The sequence below is a fragment of the Methylomarinum vadi genome (assembly GCF_000733935.1).
Taxonomy (GTDB): Bacteria; Pseudomonadota; Gammaproteobacteria; order Methylococcales; family Methylomonadaceae; genus Methylomarinum; species Methylomarinum vadi.
Map to the genome: position 1 here is coordinate 2,614,623 of NZ_JPON01000001.1, position 17,155 is coordinate 2,631,777.

The window sequence follows — 17,155 nt, forward strand, 5'->3', positions numbered from 1 at the left end:
CTGCAAACCTTGTAATCTGGAGCCAATGGCGGGAGTCGAACCCGCGACCTACTGATTACGAATCAGTTGCTCTACCGACTGAGCTACATCGGCTTATTTGTGGTAGATCGCTTTCGGGTCTTTCAGCACCGGTTCTACCGGTTGCCATTGCCCATCTATCAAACTGCGATAGAAACAGCTTTCCCGACCGGTATGACAAGCGATGCCGCCTTCTTGTTCAATTTTCAACAGGATGACGTCTTCGTCGCAGTCTAATTGTATGTCCAGCACTTTTTGCCGGTGACCGGATTCTTCGCCTTTGCGCCATAATTTGTGTCGTGAACGCGACCAATAAACAGCGTAGCCTTCCTCAGCGGTCAACTTTAGGGATTCTCTATTCATCCAGGCGAACATCATGACCCGGCCGCTATCGGCCTGCTGGGCGATGACCGGTACCAGGCCGTCACCGGTCCAGCGGACCTCATCCAGCCAGGAACCGCTCATAATCTCACCTCGATGCCTCTGGAGCGCATGTGTTTCTTAGCTTGTTCGATACTGTATTCGGCGAAGTGGAAGATGCTGGCGGCCAGCACCGCATCGGCCTTGCCTTCGATGATACCGTCGGCCAGATGGTCCAAATTGCCGACACCTCCGGAAGCGATTACCGGCACCGATACCGCTTCGCTGATTGCTCTGGTCAATGCCAGATCGAAACCTTCACGGGTACCGTCGCGGTCCATGCTGGTCAGCAGGATTTCGCCGGCGCCGTAATCGACCATTTTTTTCGCCCATTCGACCGCATCGATACCGGTCGGCTTGCGACCACCATGGGTAAAGATTTCCCAATGGTCCGGCTCGCCTTCGGCGCTGACTTTTTTGGCGTCGATCGCAACGACGATGCACTGCGAACCGAATTTTTGCGCCGCCTCTTTGACGAATTCCGGATTGCGCACCGCCGCACTGTTGATGCCGACCTTGTCGGCACCGGCATTGAGCATGCGCCGGATATCATCCAGCGTTCTGATGCCGCCGCCTACGGTCAATGGAATGAAGACTTCGCTGGCGACTTGTTCGACAACATGTTCTATGGTGTCCCGGTCGTCATGAGTCGCAGTGATATCGAGAAAAGTAATTTCATCGGCGCCTTCCCGGTCATAGCGCCGAGCGACCTCGACCGGGTCGCCGGCGTCGCGGATATCGACAAACTTAACACCTTTAACGACACGGCCGTTATCGACATCCAGACAAGGAATGATACGTTTAGCTAAGCTCATGATTATGTGTATGATTCGGCCAATTTTTCGGCTTCGGCGAAGTCCAGCGTGCCTTCATAAATGGCGCGGCCGGTGATCGCCCCCATGATGCCGTCGTCGGCTACCGCGCCCAAGGCGCGAATGTCATCCATGTTGGTGATACCGCCGGAGGCAATGACCGGAATGCGGATGGCACGGGCCAATTTGGCCGTCGCTTCGACATTGACGCCAGTCATCATGCCGTCTCGGGAAATATCGGTATAAATAATGGCTTCGACGCCGTAATCCTCGAATTTCTGCGCCAGATCGATAACGTCGTGACGGGACAATTTCGACCAGCCGTCGATCGCCACCTTACCGTCCTTGGCATCCAAGCCGACGATGATATGTCCAGGAAATTCCAACGCCACATCCCTGACGAAATGCGGTTCGCTGACCGCCTTGGTTCCGATGATGACATATTCCACGCCGGCATCGAGATACCCTTGAATCGTGTCTTCATCACGAATTCCGCCGCCGATTTGCACCGGCACATCCGGAAACGCCTCAACGATGGCATGGATTACATCGGCGTTTTTCGGTTTGCCGGCAAAAGCGCCGTCCAGATCGACCAAATGGATTCTTTTCGCGCCTGCCTCTACCCATTTGCCGGCAACCGCCACCGGGTCATCAGAAAATACAGTATTATCCTCCATGCGGCCCTGACGCAAACGGACACATTTCCCCTCTTTCAAATCAATTGCAGGTATTAGCAACATAACAACTTCTCAACAATTAACACACTTACATTAAGGCAGGTCAAAGGAATAGTGCTAACACGCACCATCCCAGGTTAAAAAATTTTTCAATAATAGTAATCCGACCGTCTGGCTTTTTTCCGGATGAAACTGCACCGCGAAGATATTGTCCTTTGCCAGCCCGCAGGTGAATTCATCGGGATATTGGCTAGTTGCGATGGTGTCTTGGTCATTATCCGGTACGGCATAATAACTGTGAACGAAGTAAAAGCGGCTGTCTTGGGGAATATTATTCCATAATGGATGTGGTTTTTGTGTCACCTTATTCCACCCCATGTGTGGAATTTTCAGCAACGAACCATCGTTGTCGGTTAAGCCTTCGGCAAAATGCACGACATGGCCGGGAAAAATATCCAAACATGCCGTCAATCCGTTTTCCTCGCTATCGGTCAACAATGCTTGCATGCCGAGACAAATGCCTAGAAACGGCTTGCTGTTCGCAACGTCCTTAATGACCTCGGACAACCCCCTGCTATTCAAGGCATGCATGCAATCGCGGATAGCACCCACGCCGGGAAAAACGACCCGGTCTGCCCGGCGGATCGCCTCGGCATCGGAGACTATTTGTACATTGACTGATGTGTCGGCATGCTGCAAGGCCTTGGCAATCGAATGCAGATTACCCATTCCGTAATCAATAACGGCAACTGATGACATATCGATGTGTTAATTGTTGGTTAAGATTATAAGGTACCCTTGGTCGACGGCATGATGCCGGCCATTCTTGGATCCGGTGCGATCGCCATTCTTATCGCTCTGCCTAGAGCCTTAAAGATGGTTTCGGCGATATGATGCGCATTCCCCCCCTTCAGGTTGTCGATATGCAGCGACACGCCGGCATGGTTGACGAAGCCCTGGAAAAATTCGCGGAACAAATCCACATCGAAGGAACCGATCATCGCCCGTGGATAGCTAACATCATAAAACAAACCGGGACGGCCGGAAAAATCGATCACGACCCGCGAAAGCGATTCGTCCAGCGGCACGTAGGCATGTCCATAACGAAAAATCCCTTTCTTATCGCCCAAGGCTCTGGCAAACGCCTGGCCCAGGGTTATACCGATATCCTCGACGGTATGGTGGGCGTCGATCTCCAAATCGCCCTTGGCTTCGATATTGATATCGATTAGGCCATGGCGAGCGACTTGATCAAGCATGTGATCCAAAAAAGGAACGCCGGTCGCGAAGGAAGCGCTACCGTCACCGTCCAAATTAATTTCGATTTTAATCTGAGTCTCCAGCGTATTACGCTCGATTTGGGCCGTACGTTGATTCATGCCTGAATTCTAGGATACAAATCAGCAATTCTACTACATGCCTAATAACAAACAAACGGGAAATCATACTTTAATCGATGTTTAAACCATTGTCCGGCTTTATCGAAGGATCGTATATTCAAACAAGCGCTTACCACCTACCATCCATAAGATTGCAAGGCTTTTTAGTTTAATGCAGGCAGTTGACTTAAATGAGATTTAACCGCACGATTGCGCTTTTTATGGAGAATTACAATGAAGTTTACTCTTTCCCCGCTGGCCATTGCCCTGAGCCTATCGCTGATGCTATCGGCCGGATGCGCCTCGATCGGTAGGGAATTTCCCAGCGCCCAAGTGCCGCTGATCCACATCGGCCAAACCACCCAACAGCAAATACGTTCGCTGTTCGGCGCCCCATGGCGAGTCGGCATCGAAAACGGTCAACGCACCTGGACTTACGGCCACTATCAATACAGTTTGTTCAGCCAGGGCAGCACCGAGGATCTGGTCGTGAGATTCGATAACAATGGCGTGGTTGCCTCCTATGTCTTCAACACCACCAAGCATCAGGAAGGCGCTCCGGTCGTGGAAAAATAAAACCGTTATCTTTTCTTGTCGATCTGCGCTTCTGTCTTGGACAAAATACTCGGCACCAATTTTTCCGAGAAACCGGCGATGAAGCACCAGATAATCAAGGTAAAAAAGGTTGCAGAGTTTAGATTGATTTCCTGTTCATTGCCGAAATCCGGGAACAAGGAACCACTCAACAATTCCGCCCTAAAAAAATAATAACAAACCAAGGCCGCGCCGACGCCAGTAATGATACGGGTTAAGATAAAATGCAAGCTGTGTTGGTTTTCCAGTTCCTGCAGGGTAATTGTCTCGACCCGGTTTTTCAACGAGATCAACATACTGAAACAGGCGCCCATACAGCCAGCCATCAGCGCAGTCACGGCATAATGCAAGTGTATTTTGTCGACGTACTGCGTCGGTACTGAATCGGCTGTAGCAGGCGTCGCGGAAAAAAAACGGGCTAAGTATTGGTATATGCCATCCGGGTGCAAGATACCGATCGCCAACAAAAATACGCTGAACACGATCGCCAAACTGAAAAAAACACCGATCTTCAGACGCGCCTTATTGGCGTATAAACTGCGCAACTGCCTGTCCTCGTAATATTTGTGCAGACTGGCGGTCAATTTACTCAATAAGGCGCGCTTTCTTTCGTGAACCGAACCATCCTGCTTGATGCTTTCGAATTCCTGGCGAAAAAAATCATATTCCTGACTGTTTAGCAAGGTGCTCGCTTTGTGTAATTGATAATGTAATTCGATATCCAGATCGCATTCGCCAAGCAACGGGATCAACAACAATTCGATCGATTTGACGGTATTCCAGTCCGGATCGTTTCTTAGTTTTTCCAGCTGTTCTTCGATATAAGGTATGGTCGGACCCTTCTTTTCGATATTTTGAAAGCTGGTCGACAAGCGAATATAACTTTGCTGATTGATTTGATCCAGACTGGAGGCATAAAACCATTTGCTGAATTTGTCCCACCAACATCGAACCATCGACTTCATCATTGTTTCCCAAGATAATCACGCGTCAAATATAGTGCCGCGATAGAGCGGGCCTCGCTGCATTCGCCGCTAGCCAGCAAACCGGGAATATCGGCAATGTTCCACGGCACCACCTGCAATTCCTCCGGTTCGTCGCCGGGCAGTTTTTCCTGGTATAAATCCATCGCGATAATCACATCGATACTGTGCTCCATGTAGGAAGGCGCCAACGATAGCTTCATCAAGTGCTGCAAACGGTTGGCGCCATAACCCACTTCTTCCTTCAATTCACGATTAGCGGCGGCAAAGCGGTCTTCGCCGGGATCAATTTTGCCTTTCGGCAAACCTAATTCATAACGATCAAGACCGGCGGCGTATTCCCTGACCAGCAACACGGTGTCGTTGTCCAGCATCGGCACAATCAAAACCGCGCCGCAGCCGGGTCCCCGAATCAGGCGTTCGTAGTTGCGCTGAACGCCATTGCTGAATTCAAGCTCCAGTGTTTCAATATGGAACAGCCGACTTTTGGCGACCGTCTCCTTGGTAATTATTTTCGGTTTTTGCTGCATCTTTAGACTGGAATTCAAATCCACTACTGCGGATGAAATAAAATATCAGGCGATCGTTTATGATCGCGCCGTTAACCAAAATATAACTCACTCTTATGTTGAATTGGAAAAAAATCGATACTGTTCTGCTGGACATGGACGGCACGTTATTGGATTTGAATTTCGATAACCATTTCTGGAATGAATTCGTGCCGCAAAAATACGCGGAAAACAACGGTCTGAGCGTAGCCGAAGCCAAACAACTGCTGGCGCCCCGTTTCAAGGCCCTGGAAGGCAAATTGGAATGGTATTGCCTGGATTATTGGAGCCAGACGCTGGATCTCGACATTGCCGGTCTGAAGCTGGAAATCGCCGGCCTGATCAGCGTTCTGCCTCACGTGACGGAATTCCTCGACGCGGTGAAAAGTTCGCCCCGTCAACTCTTATTGGTGACCAATGCCCACCGCGACAGCCTGCGGCTGAAAATGGATAAAACCAGCCTGAACGTGTTTTTCGACCAAATCATCTGCTCGCATGATTTCGGCATGGCCAAGGAACAACAAGGCTTCTGGCGGACTTTACAGGAACGGCATGTGTTCGAGAAACAACGCACCTTGCTGGTCGACGATAGTCTGGCGGTATTGAATGCCGCCAAGGAATTCGGCATCGGCCATCTGATCTCGATCAGCAAACCGGATAGTCGAGCCGAAAAACGAACGATTACGCAGTTTCCGGCGATCGAGGATTTTCGGGAGTTGATGCCGATTCGCTAGCGGATTTTTTCGCCTTGCCATGCTCATAGCGGCGGGGTTTTGCGCTACGCTTGTCTGGCGAGGGTTTGCGTCGCGGCTTTCTTTCCGGTTGCTTGATATCGTCTGCCAGCAATTCGTCGGAAATCGCTTGCACCGGAATTTTTTCGCCGATGTAGTCCTCGATATCCGGCATCGAATAGGCGTATTCCTCGCAAATAAAATTGATCGCTTCGCCGCTGGCTCCGAAACGCGCGGTTCTGCCGATCCGATGAACATAATCCTCGACATCCTGGGGCAGGTCGTAATTGAAGACATGGGAAACATCGGGGATATGCAGGCCGCGGGCGGCGACATCGGTCGCGATCATCAGTGTGACCTTGCTTTCCTGAAAATCGGCAAGCAGACGTTGCCGTTTTTCCTGAGGCACGTCGCCACTCAACAAAGCGGTTTTATAGCCGTTGGCTTGCAGATAACTGTTCAACTCCTCGGCGCTCCGCTTGGTGTTGACGAAGACGATGCTGCGTTGCGGATGATGTTTCTTTAGCAGGCCCAGCAACAACGGAATTTTTTGTTCATTGGCCGGACAGTATGCAACTTGATTGATGGCCTTGGAGGTCACCTCTTCCGTTTCTATCTTGACCACCACCGGATTGTTCATGTGCTCGTAAGCCAACTCGGTGACCTTGTACGACATGGTCGCCGAAAACAACATATTCAGGCGTTTTTCCGGTGGCGGCATGCGTCTTAAGAGATAACGGATATCCTTGATGAACCCCAGGTCGAACATACGATCAGCCTCATCCAGCACCATAACCTGTATGTTGTTCAGAGTGAAGGCGTTTTGTTTATAAAAGTCGATGATGCGGCCCGGCGTGCCGATGATGACATCGACGTTGGATTTTATCCTATCGAGTTGTTTTTTGTAATCGGTGCCCCCATATATTAAAGCGAACTTCAGATTTAGATAAGAGCTCAATTGAATCGCGTCTTTATGAATCTGGATCGCCAATTCACGGGTCGGAGCCAAAATCAACGCACGGGGGTTTTTTATTTGCTCGCTTTCATCATTGATCAATCGTTGAAAGGTGGCCAGTAGAAAAGTAGCGGTTTTACCGGTACCGGTCTGGGCCTGGCCGGCTATATCCTTATCCCTAAGCAGCAAAGGCAAAGCTCTGTCCTGAATCGGCGTACAATTGATAAAGCTTGCTTCCTTTAAGCCTTTTATGATGGAGTCGGAAAGCTCCAAATTACTGAAGCGTGTTTCGGTCAAATGTGATTGTTTCATGGCAATAGAATAACGTAAAAATTAATTTCTCTGAAATTGATTGACAAATTATCATTGCCCCCCCTATAGTCTTAAATTTGAAAAATATTGGAGAATAGCGTGAGTGACTTAGTCCTTCATGTATCAGATGCGGAATTTAATGAAAAGGTGTTAAAGTCAAGCGTCCCAGTGCTTGTTGACTACTGGGCCGAATGGTGTGGGCCCTGTAAAATGATTGCGCCTGTACTGGATGAGGTTGCTGCTGAATACGAGGGTAAACTGACAGTAGCAAAATTGAATATCGACGAAAATCCGGAAGCACCTCAGCATTATGGCGTACGCGGCATTCCGACTTTGATGATTTTCAAGGATGGCGAAGTGGAAGCTACTAAAGTTGGCGCATTGACCAAATCGCAATTAACCGATTTTATCGACGGCAATATTTGATCGACTAGGTTAATTTTTTGGGGCCCGACAAATTATTTTGGACGGGCCCGCTCTATTGCGTTATACTCTTCGGGTGCTTAATCGGCGCGCCCAAAATTCGCCTTATTTTTCTCATTAATTAACCATTCTGTACGGTTACGGCTTTCTGCCGTAATTCATTTCTTTAACACTCATTACAATATGAATCTTACCGAGTTAAAACTTAAACCAATTAATGAAATCATTTCCATTGCCGAAGACCTAGGTCTAGAAAATATCGCCAGAGCCCGAAAGCAGGAATTAATTTTTGCCATTCTTAAAAGCCAGGCAAAAAGCGGCGAAGATATTTTTGGCGACGGCGTACTGGAAATACTGCAGGATGGTTTCGGTTTCTTGAGAACGCCGGGAAGCTCTTATCTAGCCGGTCCCGACGATATTTATGTTTCCCCCAGCCAGATCCGGCGATTCGGGTTACGTACCGGCGACACCATCAGCGGCAAAATAAGGCCACCGAAGGACAACGAACGTTACTTCGCGATGCTAAAGGTCGAAAGCATCAACTTCGAGGCTCCGGAACACGCCAAGCACAAAATTCTTTTCTCCAACCTGACTCCTTTATTTCCCAATCAACGCTTCCGACTCGAACAGGGTAACGGTACCAGCGAAGACCTGACCGGGCGCATCATCGACTTAGTCGCGCCTATCGGCAAGGGGCAACGCGGTCTGATCGTTTCACCGCCGAAGGCCGGTAAAACCATGATCATGCAGAACATCGCTCATGCGATTGCGGAGAACAATCCCGAATGTTACCTGATCGTGCTGTTGATCGACGAACGCCCGGAAGAGGTCACGGAAATGGAACGCTGTGTTCGCGGCGAAGTCGTTTCCAGTACGTTCGACGAACCGGCTACCCGGCATGTGCAAGTCGCCGAAATGGTCATCGAAAAAGCCCGTCGCCTGGTCGAACACAAACACGATGTAGTCATCCTGCTAGACTCGATCACCCGCTTGGCCCGTGCCTACAATATGGTCGTGCCATCCTCGGGTAAACTTTTATCGGGTGGTGTCGACGCCAATGCCCTGGAAAAACCGAAACGTTTCTTCGGCGCGGCGAGAAATATCGAGGAGGGCGGCAGCTTGACCATTATCGCGACGGCGCTGGTCGATACCGGTTCGCGCATGGACGAAGTTATTTACGAGGAATTCAAAGGCACCGGTAACATGGAATTGCATTTGGAACGCAAGATCGCGGAAAAACGCGTCTATCCGGCCATCAACATCAACCGTTCCGGTACGCGCCGCGAAGAATATCTGGTCGATCCGGACGAATTGCAAAAAACCTGGATTCTGCGCAAGATTCTTCAACCCATGGACGAAATGGCGGCATCCGAATTTTTGTTGGGTAAACTGAAAGACTTTAAAACCAACGAAGAATTTTTCGAGTCGATGAAACGATAAATTTGGATCAAAGGTTCAAGGGTCAAAATATGTCCCTTGAACCTCAGTCATCGTTTATTTATCAGTCTTTTTGCGGCACGTAGCCCTCAGGCATTTCAAAGCCACCGGAAAACAAAAACTTTTCCCGCTCCTCTTCCAGAATTTTCTTTGAGGCTGGGTCGAAACTGGCCAGACGCCTTTCGTTAATGATCATCGTCTGCATGCTCAGCCATTCCTTCCAGGCCTGCTTCGACACATGGTCGAAAATATATTGTCCTTTCGGACCGGGAAAAGGCGGTTGCTCCAGTCCTTCCGCTTCGATTCCTAGTTTCACGCATTTAACCATTCTCGTCATCGTTTTCCTCTATATATTGTTCCTGCAATAAACGTTTAATCGGCGCAGGTAAACCTAATGATTCAATTTGACTGGTTTTATACCAGACTGTGGCGCTTGCTTCCATCACACAATTATTGCGGTTTTCACAGTTCGCGATCACTGCGGTATAGTCGAGATGATAGTGGGAAAACGTGTGGCGTTGGCCGGGCAACTTACGCATAGACCCTGTCGCAAAGCCGCGTTCTTGACACCATCGCCGTAGTTCGTCAAGATTTTCAAATTCCGGCAAGCTCCACAGCCCACCCCATATTCCCGCTGGCGGCCTTTTTTCCAGCAAGATTTGATTATTCTCGTTTCGCAGCAACAACCAAAAACTTTGCTTGACCGGTATTATTTTGCGGGGTTTAGGCGACGGTAGTTCAGCGACCTTATCTTCGCGCCAAGCATAACAGGCGGAATTCAGCGGACAGCACTCGCATTTGGGTTTCGTCCTGGTACATAGCGTCGCCCCCATATCCATCATGGCCTGGGTATAGTCGGCCGTGCGCTGTAGTGGCGTTAAACGGGCACTGATCTCCCAAAGCCGTTTGTTGATTTTACTGTCGCCGCTCCACCCATGAACGCCATGAAAGCGCGCCAGGACGCGCTTGACGTTACCGTCCAAGATCGGATGGCTTTGCCGGCAGGCGATGCTCAATATCGCACCGGCGGTGGACCGACCAATTCCGGGCAAGGCTTGCACTGTTTCGATGGTTGTCGGAAACTTTCCGCCGTTTTCGATTATCGTCCGCGCGGCGCGATGCAGGTTTCTGGCACGGGCATAGTATCCGAGCCCGGACCAATACTGCAAAACCTCGTCTATCGGCGCATCGGCCAGGCTCGCCACATTCGGAAAACGTGCCATGAAGCGGTTGAAATAAGGAATCACCGTGGCAACCTGGGTTTGTTGCAGCATGATCTCCGATATCCAGACCCGATAAGGATTGATATCTCGCTGCCAGGGCAGGTCTTTGCGTCCGTGTTGATCGAACCAGTCGAGTATGTGCTGTTGAAAAATTTCCGGCGTCATGGCATCAGGCCGGGGTCGGTAAAACCCCGGCAAATAATCGCATAAAATAACCGCGTTTTATTTGAAAAAGCCCTTCAGCATGTCGCCGACACCGGGACCCAGTTTCTCGTCCAGTTTTTGCAGCACTTCCTCTTTTTTCTTTTCGATTTTGTCCTTGTTTTTTTCCAATAACATGGCCGGAATATCAAGAGTGTATGAAGGCTTGCTGAAATTACCGCCAATTTTCAGAATCAACGGAATGGCTTTTACTTTCTCCGGCTGATCCTGCGTAGCTTTTTTGATCAGCTTGGCATTGATTTTATAATCCAATTGCTCGGTGACCAAATTGGCGCTGCCATTACCGTCAACCCGCAAACGAGAAGAAAGCGCTTGCAGATCGTCGTTTCTCACCAAGCCATTGTTGATGTTCGCCGAACCGCTGATCTCGGAAAAAACCGTTTGATCATTTTTGTTTTCCGACGGCAACGGCGAGCCTTCGATCAGCGCCTTGGTGTTATCGATCATTTTCTGCAGGTTAAACCCTCTGACGACGCCATCACTGAATTTAAAATCGATATTTCCATTCAACGTTGACTTGATTGCCGCGGTACTGTTGCCATAAGCCTGCAGCTTGGCATTAGCGTTAACCACGCCGGTCATTCTAACGTCTCCGCCTTGCTGTAAATCCTGCAACAATGGCTCGACCTGAACATTATTGAGCTTCTCGTTCAAGTCGATGGCAGGTTGTTTACCCTTTACATTGATGGTGGTTTGGCCCGAATAACCCCCTTGATAAAACTGACTGATCGACTGTTGCGTTTTGAGTAAGCCGTTCGCCGCATTCAATTTCAGCTTGATATCCTGCATTTTCAGATTGTTGATTTTCAGACGGCCAATTGTCAGTTCGCCGTTGGCATTCAAGCCACGTAAGGTTTCAACCGGTAATAACGCGGCTCCTGCCGCCGCTGCTGCTGCCGGAGTCGACGCCGGCTTAGCGGATTTATCCGCTTGCTTCTCTTGTTTCGAGGGCAGATAACGGTCGGCATCGATGGCATCCAGATTCAGATTGAAGGCGAGCGCCGATGAAGCAAAATTATTGATGTCGACGAAACCTTTTAGGGTGCTATCATCCAGTTTGACCAACAACTCACGGATCGCTGCCGAATTTTTCGTGGCCTGCAGATTGAAATCCACTTTCAATCTACTTAAGGCATTACTATCCTGCATGGCGGGAAGCGCAATATCCATTTTCCGCAAAAATTCCGCCAAATTTAATTCGCTGATACTGACAGGTCCGGAAAAAACCGGTTTGTCTTTGATATTGGTCCCTTTGATATCGGCATTGACAGTTAAAGCCCCACTTCTCAGTCTCAATTGCATCACGTCCAGAGTCTGTGCAGCCAGATCCAATGCCACATCGGAGCGCAGATTGGCTTGCAATGTGCCGCCAGGAATGCTTTTACCGCTAGATTCACTGTCCAACTTCAGGTTATTGAGTTTAATATTATTCAGTTTTTCATTGATGACGAGATCGGTAATGAAAGCGATGTTCTCGGTCAATTGCGGTTCTTTGTTAATCAACGTCAAAGACAGATCTATTGTCATCGGCTCGTCGAAAGCCAGTTCGTCGGTTTCCAGATTGAAATCCTTGATTTCGACATGCTTCGCGGCCTGTTGATCATCCCAAACAATGCTGGCGTTTTCGACCGATAGTCCTCCGATCGCCAACGCGGCCAAGGCATCGCTCGGCGCGGCTTCGGCTTCTTTTTCCTTGGCTGGCTGCTCAGCCTTTTCGCTTTTCCCGTCTTTTGCCGACACCAAATCGTCCCAGTTGCTGACGCCTTGTTTGTTTTTGGCCAAATTGAGAGCCAGACCTTTTAACACGATACGGCTGACTTCCACTTTCTTAGACAACAAAGGTAATAACTTGACCTTGATATCACTCGCTTCAATTAACGCAAATGGTTTGCCGTCGAATCCCGGCGCATTACTTAACGATAGTTTTCCGGTCGATACCCCGATCCAGGGAAAAACGGACAAGTCCAAATTACCCTCGATGTTCAATTCACGGCCGGTATTGTCTTTAACGACCGTTTGAATTTGCGGTTTGAAATCGTTCGGATCGATGACTAACGGCAAAACGACGGCCGCCACGATAATAAGCAAAATGAATGATGCAATGACTGTGAACAGGACTTTCAGCAGTTTGCCCATGGCAATCTCCGTATTGATAAAAAGATGTAATGAGTCAGGATATCGAATATGATTGTTCGTCTATCACAGAATATTGCTACAGATTCTAACCTTATTGGAATCTAAATCAATCAATGTGGGCTTTTTCAATCATAACGAGGGTATATGCATGTTACTTCTTGCTAAAGCTGCCGGAATTCTGGTGTTGGTTTGGTTTTATCTGAGCGGAAAAAAAGTGGGGGAACCAGCGGTCAAATGGGCGATTATCGGCTTGGTAGGTTACTGGATTTCCTGGTGGTTGGCTAACAAATTGATTTTGGCATCATTAACCGGAATGTTCGCCAAGAGTTCGGTCACCGTATTTCTGGTTACCCAGATACCGGTAGTGATCGCCGTAACCGCCGTTTTTTTTATCAGAAAAAAGCTGCTTAGCGGCGTTAGCGAAACGGCGAAACTGTCCTCTGAAAATAGCGAAAACTGATTTTTGAAAAAATAAAAAAGGCGCATCGTTTGCACAATGCGCCTTTTTGCTTAACAAGCCGAGCCAGTAAAATTCTTACAATTTGTCGGCATTTTCACCCAGATATTTTGCAACGCCTGCAGGGCTAGCATCCATACCGGCATCACCTTTGTTCCAGCCAGCCGGACAAACCTCGCCATGCTCTTCATGGAACTGCAGCGCATCCACCATGCGTACCAATTCATCGATATTACGTCCTAGCGGCAGATCATTGACGATTTGGTGACGAACCATGCCGCTTTGATCGATCAGGAAAGCACCGCGATAAGCTACAGCAGGGCCTTCAGCCTCGACATCGTAATCTTTGCAGATGGAATGGGCGATGTCGGCAGCCATCGTATAACGGACCGGACCAATACCGCCTTCATTAACCGGCGTGTTACGCCATGCATTATGCGTGAAGTGCGAATCGACGGAAACCGCGACCACCTCTACACCACGGCTTTTGAATTCATCGATGCGGTGATCCAACGCGATCAATTCACTTGGGCAGACGAAAGTGAAGTCCAACGGATAGAAAAAAACCACCGCATATTTTCCTCGGGTGGCCTCAGAAAAGTTGAAAGAATCAACAATTTGACCGTCACCTAAGACCGCAGGAACAGTAAAATCAGGTGCTTGTTTACCTACTAATACGCTCATCGTTTTTCTCCAAAAAAATAATTACAAAACAAAAGGTTATACAAACAATTTATGCAACCTAGTTGTGCATCCGAGCTATTCTACACCAATTTACTGGGGAATAGTGGACTAATTCTAACATTTCTTCTTGCTTTATTTGATTCTTTATAGATAATTTGTAATCATAGAACTACAAAAATAACAAGGAAAGTAAGTTTCCATTCGTGTTTCAATACTATCCGTTGCGGTAGTCACTAGATGCAGGTTTATAGAGATTATGGCAAAAGTAAAACATATCACCGAACCCGATGCCTTCGGATATCAAGTGCGCATCGTACGACGCGGCAAAGAAACTAGCCGATATTTTTCCCATAAGCTGTGGGGCAACAGAAACAAGTCGTTACAAGCGGCCATCACCTGGCGCGATCAGATGTTGGTGGTGCTGAAAGGCAGTAAGACGCGTTTTCTTAAACCGCCTAAGAATAAGACTACAACCGGCGTGACCGGCGTTTCCAGAACGATCAAATACGATCACCGGAAAGACAAAAGTTATCTGTGCTACACGGTTTTCTGGGTCAAAGACGGTAAATCCCGCAATAAGACCTTCCAGGTTGGCAATGTCGAAACCGTCACCGCCGATGACGAATTACATGCTTTCAGAACCGCCCGATTATTTCGCAGCTGTTACGAACATGCCATCGACAACGACATTTATTTCGACGACAGCAAATTTGCGGGATGGAAGAAAAAGCGGCTGTATGAAGACCCGGATTTGAATGCAGCGATTTGATTACCAATATCCGACAAACACCGACACGGGTGTAGTCCTTTTATCTGGAAACTACAGCTAGGTTAATCATTGAATTAGCAGAGCGCTACACCTGTGTAGTAACGAAAAAAATCACGCAGCAACTCTTAACTGGCGTTATCGAGATAGTCCAGCCATTGCAAGGCGGCCTTTTTCTGCTTGCCGTATTTTTTGGCCGTGTTGAAGGCTGAGCGTGCCTGTTTGACATTATGTAACTCATAGTGGCTCATCCCCAGCAAAAGGTAAACCGAGCCGGCATGCTTCAATCCACCTTTGGCGATAGCCTTGTTGAAGGCCTGCACGGCTTTGTCCCAGTGTTCCTGTTCGACATAGATCTGTCCCAATTGCTGATACAGAACGCCCTTGTCGTTTAAACTTGACGCCTTTTCCAACGCATCGATCGCCTTATCCAGCTCCCTAGCTTGTTGCCAGGCATTGGCCAGGGTTTCCCAATTGCGGGAATTACCACGTACCTGCCGATTGGCCAATGCATCGCTTAATAACTTCGCTCCCCTATAGGGAGAACCGGTGTACAAAAAAAGATTGGTCAAAGCCAAAATTTCCTTTTCACTGTTCAACAAGCCTTTTTTATAAGCCAAGTGCTGAATAGTGACGGCTTTTTTGAATTGTTTTAGTTGTTGGTAGACGGAAGACAACTGCTCCCAATATTCTTTTTTATTGGGATATTGCTGTATCAACTGTCTTAATAATTTTGCCGCCGCGGCATACTCATTTAATTCATAATGCAGAGCCAGTTCCAACTGGTACCAAGACTCTACCGGTTTTTTACTCGTCGCGATAGCCCTTTTGATATGCGGTAAAGCCTGGCGATATTTTTTCAGCTGGGCATAAGCATTAGCCAACAAGGCGCTCAGTTCCGCATCCAGCTTCGGATTTTTAGCCAGCCAGGGTTGCAGTGTCTCAACGGCGCGCCGATATTGTTCGGTCGCCATATAGAGCTGGCCAAGGTTCAAAATACTTTGTTGCTGCTGTTGTTCCGGCAATACCTTTAGCGCCAGACATTGTTCCAGCAATTCTGCCGCTTTTCGGTAATGGCCTTGCAAGGCCTGGACCGAGGATAGCGAACGTAATACCGTGGCATGCTCGTAGCCACCCTGGTCGACTTTCTTGAGCAGGGAATACAAATTTTTCTCGGCCGCTTGATACGACTTTTCGGCAATCAGTTTTTCCGTCTTGGTCAGTTTTTTATATAACCAAGGAGAAACGGTAGCCGGTTTATCGTTATCTGCCGCATAACCAATCTGGACGATGCAACAAAATACTATGAGAGATAAAAAACGCTTCATTTCGACAATTTGAATTGCAATATCTGAACGGCTCGTTGCTCGAAAGTTTCGCCATCGATCACCTTGGGCTTGAATTTCCATTTAGCGATTGCACGTAATGCCGCTTGATCGAAAACATCCGCCGGTTGCGCTTCGACGACAACGGCATCTTTGACCGTACCTTCCTCGGTAATAGTAAATTCGACTTTCACCCAACCTTCGATTCTGCGCCGTGCCGCACGCATCGGATAGCGCGGCGGAATGCGCACCAACGGAATGACATTGGTGCTGATTTTTCCTCTGCCCATTTGCACACCACTGATCGCGGAACCTGCAAAACGGCTGCTCTGCAAGGGAATATCCAGATTCGGGACAGCCATGTCCGGCAATGCTTCCTGGATTGTTTGCGTCCGTTCCATTTGCATCTTAGGGGGAGGGGGCGGTTGTTTCTCCGGCTTAGGTTCTTCCGGTATTTTTCGTTCCCTCGTTTTCAACTTGGTTTCTCTTTTCAAGCGGACGAATTCGGTCATCTGCAGAGTTTCGTTTTTTTTGAAACTCTGTTGATTATTGCTGATCATGAATTGCATCAACCAGAATAACGCCAGCGATACCAACAGACCGCTTAACAGCGCGAGACCTAAGCGCATCACTGCGTATCACTCACGGTAGCGATGGAGGCATTGGTAATACCGGCCAAACGGATCTGGTCCATCACCTGGGTCAGTACCTTCACCTTGGTGTCGCGATCGGCGGCGATGACTACCGAACCTAGCGGCTGTTCGGCATGCAATCTGGCTACATTGGCCCGTACCGCGCGTATGTCGACTTCCCGTTTATCGATCCAGATTTCGCCATTGGACTTGATGCCCACGATAATATTGCCTTGTTCCTTGCGTGTCGCTGTCTGAGCGGTGGGCCGATTGACGTCGATACCGGATTCTTTGACAAAGGAAGTGGTTACGATAAAAAATATCAACATGATAAACACGATATCCAACATCGGTGTCATATCGATATCGGAGCCTTGTTCCGTATTTGAGCGATTGGATCTACGACGCATAAGCAGCTTGA

Annotated in this window: 21 protein-coding genes and 1 tRNA gene; 6 read left to right on the forward strand and 16 right to left on the reverse strand. The window is 48.6% G+C overall.

Annotated features, from left to right (window positions below; genetic code table 11):
* Positions 1-17 precede the first annotated feature (17 nt).
* The 6 genes from EP25_RS0113015 to hisB form a co-directional block, all read right to left on the reverse strand.
* Positions 18-93, reverse strand: a tRNA-Thr gene (locus EP25_RS0113015).
* Positions 94-483, reverse strand: coding sequence for a phosphoribosyl-AMP cyclohydrolase (gene hisI / locus EP25_RS0113020; protein ID WP_031434289.1), 390 nt, complete (start codon positions 481-483; stop codon positions 94-96).
* A complete protein-coding gene (gene hisF / locus EP25_RS0113025; RefSeq protein ID WP_031434290.1) occupies positions 480-1,253 on the reverse strand; it encodes an imidazole glycerol phosphate synthase subunit HisF in 774 nt (257 codons plus the stop codon). The genes hisI and hisF overlap by 4 nt, the downstream gene beginning before the upstream one ends.
* A 2-nt stretch (positions 1,254-1,255) precedes the next feature.
* Positions 1,256-1,990 (reverse strand): 1-(5-phosphoribosyl)-5-[(5-phosphoribosylamino)methylideneamino]imidazole-4-carboxamide isomerase, encoded by a 735-nt coding sequence (hisA, locus tag EP25_RS0113030; RefSeq protein ID WP_031434291.1) that lies wholly within the window; start codon positions 1,988-1,990, stop codon positions 1,256-1,258.
* A gap of 54 nt (positions 1,991-2,044) precedes the next feature.
* Positions 2,045-2,686 (reverse strand): imidazole glycerol phosphate synthase subunit HisH, encoded by a 642-nt coding sequence (gene hisH, locus EP25_RS0113035; protein ID WP_031434292.1) that lies wholly within the window; start codon positions 2,684-2,686, stop codon positions 2,045-2,047.
* Positions 2,687-2,712: 26 nt separating this feature from the next.
* Complete coding sequence (hisB, locus tag EP25_RS0113040; RefSeq protein ID WP_031434293.1) at positions 2,713-3,306, reverse strand: imidazoleglycerol-phosphate dehydratase HisB; 594 nt, start codon at positions 3,304-3,306, stop codon at positions 2,713-2,715.
* 234 nt (positions 3,307-3,540) lie between these two features.
* On the opposite strand from hisB, the gene bamE reads away from it, so the two are divergent.
* A complete protein-coding gene (gene bamE / locus EP25_RS0113045) occupies positions 3,541-3,882 on the forward strand; it encodes an outer membrane protein assembly factor BamE domain-containing protein (protein WP_031434294.1) in 342 nt (113 codons plus the stop codon).
* Positions 3,883-3,887: 5 nt separating this feature from the next.
* Here bamE and EP25_RS22550 read toward each other — a convergent pair whose 3' ends face one another.
* Together EP25_RS22550 and nudE are read right to left on the reverse strand one after the other, a co-directional pair.
* Entirely contained in the window at positions 3,888-4,868 is a 981-nt protein-coding gene (locus tag EP25_RS22550) for a hypothetical protein (RefSeq protein WP_160172732.1), read from the reverse strand.
* On the reverse strand, positions 4,865-5,413 hold the full coding sequence (gene nudE, locus EP25_RS0113055; protein WP_031434296.1) for an ADP compounds hydrolase NudE: 549 nt from the start codon (positions 5,411-5,413) through the stop codon (positions 4,865-4,867). Before nudE ends, EP25_RS22550 begins: the two co-directional genes overlap by 4 nt.
* A gap of 95 nt (positions 5,414-5,508) precedes the next feature.
* Between nudE and yrfG the strand changes: the two genes are divergently transcribed.
* Positions 5,509-6,165: a GMP/IMP nucleotidase gene (gene yrfG, locus EP25_RS0113060; RefSeq protein WP_031434297.1), complete on the forward strand. Its 657-nt coding sequence runs from the start codon at positions 5,509-5,511 to the stop codon at positions 6,163-6,165.
* Here yrfG and rhlB read toward each other — a convergent pair.
* A complete protein-coding gene (gene rhlB, locus EP25_RS0113065) occupies positions 6,113-7,429 on the reverse strand; it encodes an ATP-dependent RNA helicase RhlB (protein ID WP_031434298.1) in 1,317 nt (438 codons plus the stop codon). The two genes, yrfG and rhlB, sit on opposite strands and share 53 nt — an antisense overlap.
* A gap of 99 nt (positions 7,430-7,528) precedes the next feature.
* On the opposite strand from rhlB, the gene trxA reads away from it, so the two are divergent.
* Together trxA and rho are read left to right on the forward strand one after the other, a co-directional pair.
* Positions 7,529-7,855, forward strand: coding sequence for a thioredoxin TrxA (gene trxA, locus EP25_RS0113070; RefSeq protein ID WP_031434299.1), 327 nt, complete (start codon positions 7,529-7,531; stop codon positions 7,853-7,855).
* Positions 7,856-8,035: 180 nt separating this feature from the next.
* On the forward strand, positions 8,036-9,292 hold the full coding sequence (gene rho, locus EP25_RS0113075) for a transcription termination factor Rho (protein WP_031434300.1): 1,257 nt from the start codon (positions 8,036-8,038) through the stop codon (positions 9,290-9,292).
* A gap of 61 nt (positions 9,293-9,353) precedes the next feature.
* Here rho and EP25_RS0113080 read toward each other — a convergent pair whose 3' ends face one another.
* The 3 genes from EP25_RS0113080 to EP25_RS0113090 are packed head-to-tail and all read right to left on the reverse strand — an operon-like array spanning position 9,354 to position 12,870.
* Positions 9,354-9,626, reverse strand: coding sequence for an oxidative damage protection protein (locus tag EP25_RS0113080; RefSeq protein ID WP_031434301.1), 273 nt, complete (start codon positions 9,624-9,626; stop codon positions 9,354-9,356).
* A complete protein-coding gene (gene mutY / locus EP25_RS0113085) occupies positions 9,610-10,677 on the reverse strand; it encodes an A/G-specific adenine glycosylase (protein ID WP_031434302.1) in 1,068 nt (355 codons plus the stop codon). Before mutY ends, EP25_RS0113080 begins: the two co-directional genes overlap by 17 nt.
* 57 nt (positions 10,678-10,734) lie before the next feature.
* Entirely contained in the window at positions 10,735-12,870 is a 2,136-nt protein-coding gene (locus tag EP25_RS0113090; protein WP_031434303.1) for an AsmA family protein, read from the reverse strand.
* Positions 12,871-13,018: 148 nt separating this feature from the next.
* Between EP25_RS0113090 and EP25_RS0113095 the strand changes: the two genes are divergently transcribed.
* Entirely contained in the window at positions 13,019-13,330 is a 312-nt protein-coding gene (locus EP25_RS0113095; protein WP_031434304.1) for a hypothetical protein, read from the forward strand.
* 75 nt (positions 13,331-13,405) lie between these two features.
* Here the strand turns inward: EP25_RS0113095 and EP25_RS0113100 are convergent, their stop codons facing one another.
* Positions 13,406-14,011 (reverse strand): peroxiredoxin, encoded by a 606-nt coding sequence (locus EP25_RS0113100; protein WP_031434305.1) that lies wholly within the window; start codon positions 14,009-14,011, stop codon positions 13,406-13,408.
* 256 nt (positions 14,012-14,267) lie between these two features.
* Between EP25_RS0113100 and EP25_RS0113105 the strand changes: the two genes are divergently transcribed.
* Complete coding sequence (locus EP25_RS0113105) at positions 14,268-14,780, forward strand: hypothetical protein (RefSeq protein WP_031434306.1); 513 nt, start codon at positions 14,268-14,270, stop codon at positions 14,778-14,780.
* 125 nt (positions 14,781-14,905) lie between these two features.
* On the opposite strand, the gene EP25_RS0113110 is transcribed toward EP25_RS0113105, so the two are convergent.
* The 3 genes from EP25_RS0113110 to EP25_RS0113120 are packed head-to-tail and all read right to left on the reverse strand — an operon-like array spanning position 14,906 to position 17,144.
* A complete protein-coding gene (locus EP25_RS0113110; protein WP_031434307.1) occupies positions 14,906-16,105 on the reverse strand; it encodes a tetratricopeptide repeat protein in 1,200 nt (399 codons plus the stop codon).
* Entirely contained in the window at positions 16,102-16,731 is a 630-nt protein-coding gene (locus EP25_RS0113115) for an energy transducer TonB (protein WP_031434308.1), read from the reverse strand. Before EP25_RS0113115 ends, EP25_RS0113110 begins: the two co-directional genes overlap by 4 nt.
* A complete protein-coding gene (locus EP25_RS0113120) occupies positions 16,731-17,144 on the reverse strand; it encodes an ExbD/TolR family protein (RefSeq protein WP_031434309.1) in 414 nt (137 codons plus the stop codon). The genes EP25_RS0113115 and EP25_RS0113120 overlap by 1 nt, the downstream gene beginning before the upstream one ends.
* Between the last annotated feature and the right edge of the window lie 11 nt (positions 17,145-17,155).